Consider the following 7,036-nt stretch of genomic DNA (forward strand, 5'->3'; position numbering starts at 1 on the left):
GGATTCAATCTGTTGCATCCGGGGAATTCGGTGATGGGCGAGCGCGTCGACAGGATCATCCACGGCGATTGCCTGGCGGAGCTCGCCAGGCTGCCCGAAGCCTCGGTCGACCTGGTGTTCGCCGATCCGCCCTACAACCTGCAGCTCGGCGGCGACCTGCTGCGCCCCGACAACTCCAAGGTCGACGCAGTCGACGACGAGTGGGACCGCTTCGAGAGCTTCGAGAGCTACGACGCGTTCACCCGCGCCTGGTTGAAGGAATGCCGGCGGGTGCTGAAGGACAACGGCGCGATCTGGGTGATCGGCTCCTACCACAATGTCTTCCGCGTGGGCGCGGCGCTGCAGGACCTGGGGTTCTGGATCCTCAACGACATCGTCTGGCGCAAGTCGAACCCGATGCCGAACTTCAAGGGCACGCGCTTCACCAACGCCCACGAGACCCTGATCTGGGCGGCCAAGGGCCGGGGCGGGCGGCGCTACACCTTCAACTACGACGCCATGAAGATGGCCAACGACGAGCTGCAGATGCGCTCCGACTGGACGCTGCCCCTGTGCACCGGCGAGGAGCGGCTGAAGGACGAGACCGGCGCCAAGGCGCATCCGACCCAGAAGCCGGAAGCCCTGCTGCACCGCGTGATCCTGTCCTCCACCAAGCCCGGCGACGTGATCCTCGACCCCTTCTTCGGCACCGGCACGACGGGGGCGGCCGCCAGGCGGCTCGGCCGGCGCTACATCGGCATCGAGCGCGAGGCCGAGTACGTGACGCTTGCCGAGGCCCGCATCGCGCGGGTGACGCCGGCCAGGCCGGAGGACGTGGCGGTCACCGCCTCGAAGAAGTCCGAGCCGCGCATCCCGTTCGGCCAGATCGTCGAGGCCGGGCTGCTGCGCCCCGGCGACATCCTCTACTGTCCGCAGGGCAAGAAGTCGGCGCGCGTGCGCCCCGACGGGAGCCTGGCGGTCGGCGATCTCACCGGCTCGATCCACAAGGTCGGCGCCATGGTGCAGGCCGCGCCGGCCTGCAACGGCTGGACCTACTGGCACTTCAAGTCCGACAAGGGCCTCGCCCCCATCGACGTGCTCCGCGCCAAGGTGCGCAAGGAGCTGCCGAGCTAGATCCCCGGCTCAGAGCAACGCGTTCAGGCCCGCTCTCGCGGCCTTGAGGAAGACGCTGGGCAGCGCCTCGAGGCCGGCGCGGCGGGTCCAGATGACGCCCTCGGCCTGGCCCTCGGCGCGAAGCAGCGACAGCGTCAGCGTGAAGTGGGTGAAGCCGTGCTCGACCTCGCCGGCCGGGCGCCAGGCGGCGGGCGCGGGGGCGGCGGCGAGCGCCTCGGTCTCGCTCCAGCGGCCGGCGCGCCAGTCGGAGGTGGGCAGCGCCAGCATGCCGCCCAAGAGGCCGCTCGGCGGGCGGCGCACCAGGGCGACCTCCTCGCCGCGGGTCAAGAGGTAGGCCACGCCATAGCGGTGCGGGCGATCGGGCTTGCGGCTGCGGCGGGGGTAGCTCTCCGGATCGCCGGCGGCCAGGGCCGCGCAGTGCGGCGCGATCGGGCAGCGGTCGCAGAGCGGCGTCTTGGGACGGCAGACGACGGCGCCCAGGTCCATCAGCGCCTGGGCCCAGTCGCCCGGGCGGTCGTCGCCGACGAGCGCGCCGGCGAGGCGCTTGAGCTCGGGCTTGGCCTCCGGCAGCGGCGCCTCGAGCGCGAACAGCCGCGCCATCACCCGCTCGACATTGCCGTCGACCACGTTGGCGGGGCGGTCGAAGGCGATCGCCGCCACGGCTGCGGCGGTGTAGGGGCCCAGGCCCGGCAGGCCGCGAAGCCCCTCCTCGGTCTCGGGGAAGCGGCCGGCGTGATCGCGCGCCACGGCCCGGGCGCAGGCCAGAAGGTTGCGGGCGCGGGCGTAGTAGCCGAGCCCCGCCCAGGCGGCCATAACCTCACCGTCCTCGGCGTTCGCCAGATCGGTCACGGTCGGCCAGGCGGCGAGGAACTTCAGGAAGTAGGGCGTCGCGTGCGGCACGGTGGTCTGCTGCAGCATCACTTCGGAGAGCCAGACGCGGTAGGGATCCGGCTTGCGGCCGGCGGCGCGAGCGGCCGGGGCCACGCGCCAGGGCAGGTCGCGCGCGTGGGCGTCGTACCAGGCCAGGAGGGCGGAGCGGAGGGGCTCGGCGTTCACGCGATCTGGCTAACACTCCCGTTCATCCCCGCGAAGGCGGGGACCCAAGCTGAATCGCCGCAGCGGCAGGCTCAGTCTGGATTCCCGCTTTCGCGGGGATGAGCCGAGACTAGATTGAGCACATGCCCCCGCGCCGGACCCTGCCCACGCCGCAAGAGGCCCTCGCCATCCTCAGCCGCAAGCGCACGCGGCCGCCGGTCCGGCCGCCGCCGCCCGCCGGGCGGGCGCTTCGGCCGCTGCTCAAGGAGCTGGACGGCAAGTTCGGCCAGGGCGCAGGCGCGCTCGCCGCCCGCTGGCGCGAGATCGTCGGGCCCGACATCGCCCGGCGCACCGAGCCGGTAAAGCTGGTGAAGGGCCGCAATGGCGGACCGTCCTCGCTGGAGATCCGGGTCGCCGGGCCCTCGGCGGCGCTGATCCAGCACCAGGCCCACGAGATCCTGGCGCGGGTGAACCTGTTCCTGGGCGCCGACGCGGTGCAGAAGATGCGCGTCGTGCAGGGGCCGCTGCGCGGGGCGTCCGAGCCCCAGCGCCCGCCGCCGCGGCGCCCCAAGCCGCTCGACGCCGCCGAGGAGGCGAAGCTCGCGGCCGAGCTCGCCGAGGCGCCGGAGGGGCCGCTGAAACGGGCGCTGCTGCAGCTGGGGCGCGGGGTCCTGCGACACAACCGCTGAATTGACTTGCGGGCGCGGCTGCCGCACGCCTGAGGCGTCCCGGACGCAGGTGGGCGACGGCTCGGGAATCGCGCTTTACTGCCGCTTCGGAACGGACGCCCTGATGCTCGACCGCCGGATCATGATCGCCGCCGCCGCGCTCGCGCTGAGCGGCGGGCCTGCGCTGGCCGCAGGCGTGCCGGCCGGGGTGGTGCAGGGCGACATGAGCCTCGGCGATCCGAAGGCCAAGGTGCACGTGACGGAGTACGCCTCGGCGAGCTGTCCGCACTGCGCGCGGTTCGACCAGGAGGTCTGGCCGGCGTTCAAGAAGAAGTACGTGGACACCGGCCGCGTCTATTACACGCTGAAGGAGTTCCTGACCCCGCCGCAGGAGGTGGCCGCCGCCGGCTTCCTGATCGCCCGCTGCGGCGGCAAGGCGAAGTATTTCCCGATCCTGGACGGGGTGTTCCGCAGCCAGGCGGAGTGGACCTCCGACTCCGTCCGCGAACCGCTCTTGAAGGTCGCCAAGGCCCACGGCCTCACAGAAGCGCAGGTCGACGCCTGCACCAGCGACGAGGCGGCGCTGAAGGCGCTCAACGCGCGCTTCGAAGCGGCCATGGGCAAGGACGGCGTCCGCTCCACCCCGACCTTCGACATCAACGGCCAGCGGATCGAGGGCGAGACCGACCTCGCCACGCTGGACGCCGCGATCGCCAAGGCGCGGAGCGCTGCGGCGGGTCCCGCGGCCTCGCAGCGGAAGGGGCGCTAGCGGCGTGCTGTTCCAGCGGCTCAAGCTCTCCGGGTTCAAGTCCTTCGTCGATCCGACGGAGTTCCGCATCGAGCCGGGGGTGACCGGCATCGTGGGCCCGAACGGCTGCGGCAAGTCGAACCTCTTGGAGGCGCTGCGCTGGGTCATGGGCGCCAACTCCGCCAAGGCCATGCGGGCCGGCGGCATGGACGAGGTGATCTTCTCCGGGACCTCGAACCGGCCCTCGCGCAACCATGCCGAGGTGGCGCTGACCATCGACAACGCCGACCGCCGCGCGCCGGCGGGGTTCAACGATCATCCGGTGCTGGAGGTGGTGCGCCGCATCGACCGCGGCGCGGGCTCCGCCTATCGGATCAACGGCCGCGAGGTGAGGGCGCGCGACGTTCAGCTGCTGTTCGCCGACGCCTCGACCGGCTCCAACTCGCCGGCGCTGGTGCGCCAGGGGCAGATCTCGGAGCTGATCGCCGCCAAGCCGCAGAACCGCCGGATGATCCTAGAGGAGGCGGCGGGCGTCTCGGGCCTGCATTCCAGGCGCCACGAGGCGGAGCTTCGGCTGCGGGCGGCGGAAGCCAACCTTGCGCGGCTGGAGGACGTCGCTCGCGAACTGGAAACGACGCTCGGCCGGCTGAAGCGCGAGGCCCGCCAGGCGGAGCGGTACAAGAAGCTCTCGGCGGAGATCCGCGCGCTGCAGGGCGCGGTGCTGCACGCTCGTTGGGCCGAGGCGAAGACTGCCGCCGAGCGGCTGGGCGGCGAGGCGGCCGCGGCGCTGCGCGCGGTGGAGGAAACCGCCCGGGCCTCGGCCGCGGCGACCATCCGCGCCGCCGCCGCCGAGGAGGCCATCAAGCCGCTGCGCGAGGCCGAGACGATCGCCGCGGCGGTGCTGCACAAGCTGGAGATCGACAAGGACCGGCTCGACCGCGAGCACGAGGCGCATGCGGCCGAGGTCGCCCGCCTCACCGCCGAGATCCAGCGCATCGAGGCCGACGAGGCGCGCGAGGCGCACATCGTGGAGGACGCCGGCGCGGCGCTCGGCCGCCTGGTCCAGGAGATCGCCGCCCTGGAGGCCGCCATCGCCGCGGCGCCGGAGCGCACGCCGGAGCTGGAGGCCAAAGCCGCTGCGGCCGAGGCCGCCCGCGCCGCCGCCGACGCCGAAGTGGAGCGCCTGGCCACCGAGCTCGCCGCCCAGGAGGCCCACGGCCGCGCCGCGGCGCATCGGCTGGAGGAGGCGCGCAGCCGGGCCTCGCGCACCCGCCGTGTGCTCGACCAGGCGGGCCAGGAGCGCGCGGCCCTGGAGGCCGCCGCGAGCCCGCAGGCCGCCCTGGCGAGAACGGAACTGGAGGCTGCTGAGGCCAAGCTCGCCGCCGCCCGCGAGTCCCTGGAGGCCGCCGAGGAGGCGCGGAGCCAAGCGGTGGAGGCGGAGGCCGCCGCCCGCGAGGCGGCGCGCAAGTCCGAGGACCAGCTCGGCCGGCTGACCGCCGAGGCCCGCGCGCTCGCGCAGCTGGTGGCGCAGGCGCGCCGCGGCGGGTTTGCGCCGGCCATCGACGCGGTGGCTCCGGACCGCGGCTACGAGGCGGCGCTGGCCGCGGCGCTCGGCGACGACCTGGACGCCGCGCTCGACAGGGCCGCGCCGGCCTTCTGGGGCGGCCGCGATGTCGCCTCCCCGGCCTGGCCCGCGGGCGTGCGGGCCCTCGCCGAGGTGGTCAAGGCGCCGCCCGCGCTCGCCGCGCGCCTGGCTCACACCGGCCTCGTGGACCGCGCCGAGGGCGACCGGCTGCAGGCCGAGCTGCCGACCGGCTGCCGGCTGGTCTCGAGGGAGGGCGACCTCTGGCGCTGGGACGGCTTCACGGCGCGCGCCGAGGCGCCCAAGCCCGCCGCCGTCCGGCTGGAGCAGAGGACCCGGCTGGCCGAGGTCGAGGTTGAGATCGAATCCCTCGAGCCGAGAGCCAAGGCGGCGCGCGAGGCGCTGGCGGCGGGCTCGGCCAAGGTGCGGGACGCGGAGGAGGCCCTGAAAGCCGCCCGGCGGGCGCCGGCGGCGCTGGAGCAGGCGGCGCTCGCGGCGCGAACGGCGCTGGAGCGGTTCGAGCGGGAGAGCGCGCGCCGGGAGGCGCACGCCGCCTCGCTGGACGACCTGATCGGCCGCTTCGAGGCCGAGCTCGCCGAGCACGAGGCGGCGCTGGCTGCGGCGGAAGCCGACGCCGCGCCGGCCGAGGTCTCCGACGTGGCCGAGCGGCTGACCGCCGCCCGGGCCGGCGCCGGACCGGCCCGCGAGGCCGCCGCATCGGCGCGGGCCGCCCTCGACATCGAGCTGCGCGAGCGCAACGGCCGCGCCCAGCGGTTGGAGCAGCTCGCCCGCGAGCACGAGGACTGGACGCGCCGCGCCACGGCCGCCGGCAAGCGGCTGGAGGGACTCGGCCAGGCCCGGAGCAAGGCGATCGGTGAGCTGGAGGCGGCCAGGGCCGCGCCCGCGACCCTGGAGAGCCGACGCGCCGCCCTGCTCGACGAGCTCTCCATCGCCGAGGCGCGCCGCGGCAAGACCTCCGATGCGCTGGCCGCCGCCGAGGGCGAGCGGGCCGAGGCCGACCGGGCCCTGCGGGCCGCCGAGGCCGCGGCCTCGGAAGCTCGCGAGCTGCGCGCTGCGCTCACCGCGCACAAGGAGGCGGCCGACGCGCGCCTCGGGGAGGCGACGCTGCAGATCCGCGAGGCGGTGCGGATGGAGCCCGAGCAGCTCGGCCAGCGGCTGGCCGACGACGCGGTGGCCATCCCGACGGACGCGGACGGCGTGGAGGCGCACCTGTTCAGCCTGGAGCGCCAGCGCGAGGCGATCGGGCCGGTCAACCTGCGGGCGGACGAGGAAGCCCAGGAGTATGCGGGCCGCCTGAGCACGATGCACGCCGAGCGGGCGGACCTGGCCGGCGCGATCACCCGGCTGCGCGAAGGGATCGACCAGCTCAACGCCGAGGGCCGCGAGCGGCTTATCGCCGCCTTCGACGGGATCAACGAGCACTTCAAGAGCCTGTTCTCGGCGCTGTTCCAGGGCGGGCAGGCGGAGCTGCGGCTCGTGGAATCGGAGGACCCGCTGGAGGCCGGGCTGGAGATCTACGCCTGCCCGCCGGGCAAGCGGCTCTCGACCATGAGCCTGATGAGCGGCGGCGAGCAGGCGCTGACCGCGATGGCGCTGATCTTCGGCGTGTTCCTTTCGCAGCCGGCCCCGATCTGCGTGCTGGACGAGGTCGATGCGCCGCTGGACGACGCCAACGTCGAGCGGTTCTGCAACATGCTCGACGAGATGCGGGCGCGCACCGAGACGCGGTTCGTGGTGATCACCCACAACCCGGTGACCATGGCGCGGATGGACCGGCTGTTCGGGGTCACCATGTCCGAGCGCGGCGTCTCGCAGCTGGTCTCGGTCGACCTGACCCAGGCCGAGGCCATGGCGGCGCAGTAGGCGAGG

The 7,036-nt window shown here is 74.1% G+C and carries 5 protein-coding genes; 4 read left to right on the forward strand and 1 reads right to left on the reverse strand.

The genetic code is table 11. From position 1 onward, the window contains the following. Positions 1-33 precede the first annotated feature (33 nt). Positions 34-1,113, forward strand: a complete 1,080-nt coding sequence (locus tag Q0W60_RS13035) for a DNA methyltransferase (RefSeq protein WP_297696271.1) — start codon at positions 34-36, stop codon at positions 1,111-1,113. A gap of 9 nt (positions 1,114-1,122) precedes the next feature. Here the strand turns inward: Q0W60_RS13035 and mutY are convergent, their stop codons facing one another. Beyond that, positions 1,123-2,169 carry an A/G-specific adenine glycosylase gene (gene mutY, locus Q0W60_RS13040; RefSeq protein WP_297696263.1) on the reverse strand — a complete coding sequence of 349 codons (1,047 nt, stop codon included), beginning with the start codon at positions 2,167-2,169 and terminating at the stop codon, positions 1,123-1,125. A gap of 122 nt (positions 2,170-2,291) precedes the next feature. On the opposite strand from mutY, the gene Q0W60_RS13045 reads away from it, so the two are divergent. From Q0W60_RS13045 to smc, 3 genes are all read left to right on the forward strand, one after another. Continuing rightward, entirely contained in the window at positions 2,292-2,837 is a 546-nt protein-coding gene (locus Q0W60_RS13045) for a DciA family protein (RefSeq protein WP_297696265.1), read from the forward strand. Between the two features lie 103 nt (positions 2,838-2,940). Beyond that, a complete protein-coding gene (locus Q0W60_RS13050; protein WP_297696267.1) occupies positions 2,941-3,585 on the forward strand; it encodes a DsbA family protein in 645 nt (214 codons plus the stop codon). A gap of 4 nt (positions 3,586-3,589) precedes the next feature. Continuing rightward, on the forward strand, positions 3,590-7,030 hold the full coding sequence (gene smc / locus Q0W60_RS13055; protein ID WP_297696269.1) for a chromosome segregation protein SMC: 3,441 nt from the start codon (positions 3,590-3,592) through the stop codon (positions 7,028-7,030). Positions 7,031-7,036: the final 6 nt, after the last annotated feature.

Origin of the sequence: Phenylobacterium sp., assembly GCF_025934275.1 — a bacterium.
Taxonomy (GTDB): domain Bacteria; phylum Pseudomonadota; class Alphaproteobacteria; order Caulobacterales; family Caulobacteraceae; genus Phenylobacterium.

Coding starts and splice junctions, on each gene's coding strand:
- Q0W60_RS13045 (WP_297696265.1), top strand. CDS start 2,292: ATGCCCCCGCGCCGGACCCTGCCCACGCCGCAAGAGGCCCTCGCCATC.
- Q0W60_RS13050 (WP_297696267.1), top strand. CDS start 2,941: ATGCTCGACCGCCGGATCATGATCGCCGCCGCCGCGCTCGCGCTGAGC.
- Q0W60_RS13035 (WP_297696271.1), top strand. CDS start 34: ATGGGCGAGCGCGTCGACAGGATCATCCACGGCGATTGCCTGGCGGAG.